The organism is Prevotella sp. AM34-19LB (assembly GCF_003468525.1).
Classification (GTDB): domain Bacteria; phylum Bacteroidota; class Bacteroidia; order Bacteroidales; family Bacteroidaceae; genus Prevotella.
In genome coordinates, this window is record NZ_QSIG01000121.1 from 1 (window position 1) to 1,232 (window position 1,232).

General features: G+C 43.2%; 1 protein-coding gene. It reads left to right on the forward strand.

Translation table 11 applies throughout. The annotated features are described in order from the left end of the window. Positions 1-332 precede the first annotated feature (332 nt). Entirely contained in the window at positions 333-1,154 is an 822-nt protein-coding gene (locus DW830_RS15485) for a two-component regulator propeller domain-containing protein (RefSeq protein WP_119250494.1), read from the forward strand. Positions 1,155-1,232 lie beyond the last annotated feature (78 nt).

Below are 1,232 nucleotides of genomic sequence, written 5' to 3' on the forward strand. Positions count from 1 at the left end.
AATAATTGAGAATCAAGAAGATACGAGGTTAATTAACTATAAAGAGCAAAAGAAAAATGCCCAATTCAGTTGTTTGCTTCCCTAATTAAGTTTTCGGACGGCCTCCCCCATCTCTCTTCAAGCAGTGGTATCTGGGCAACCTGCAGAATGCCCCTACCATCAACTATGTCAATGCGATTCTCACTACCGACGGTAAATGGTTCTGGCTCGGACTCAATCCGTACGGAATAGCGCTCTACAATCGAGATACCGGTGACACCTATTATAATAAAGGCATTCCGGGCTTTGGTAAACTGAGCAGCTATACCCTTACCACCAGCATTACCAGCATCGTGAAACGAAGCAATGATGAAATATGGTTTGCCGTCAACAACTACGGTGTCATCATCAAACCGAAGGAAAAAGAAGCCTTCTGCCTGGACAACACCAATACGAACTACATAAAAGAAAATTTCGTTAATGCTGTTTTCGAATCGAAAGACAAGACGATGTGGATAGGAAGCCGAAATGGTATGAGTATCGTATATCCAGACAATACAGGCTACTTCCTGACCATGAAAGAAGGCAAGAAAGACTTCAGCAGCTGCGACATCCGTAACATCTGCCAGGATAGGCAAGGCAACATTTGGGTTTCTACAGATAATGAGGGTATTATCCGTATATCGGGCAAAACCCGGAATATCCGTTCACTAAAATACAGACAATACTGCCCTAAAAACGGCAAATATGCCATTAACGATGCGCAGAAATGCATGGAAGACAATCAAGGTCGCCTTTGGGCTATTTCAAATAGTGGCGGACTCTTCCTATATAATAAGGTGGAAGACCGTTTTGAATACCAGAACCGAAAGCTTCATCTTCCGGATGATCAGACCTTCTCTGTAGAAGGCGATGCTTCCGGCAATATCTGGGTAGCGCTCAACAAGGCACTGGCATATATCACCTGGAAAAATCAGGAGTCAGACCATTTGCGCAACATCACTTATTTCACCCAAGAAGATGGATTGGGAGAAATCAAGTTCTCGGCAGATGCCAGTTATCAGTTCGGCAAGGAAATCTTTTTCGGAACGAGAGCAGGCTTTTTCTCTTTCCCTCCGTCGGCTATGACAAAAATGAAAAATCAACCTCAGTTCGGGATAATAATCTCAGCCTAAAGGCTTTATAATGTTTTTATATAAGGGACACAGTGGCTTGGCAACCATCTATATATCTTGGATGGTTGCTGAGACAAA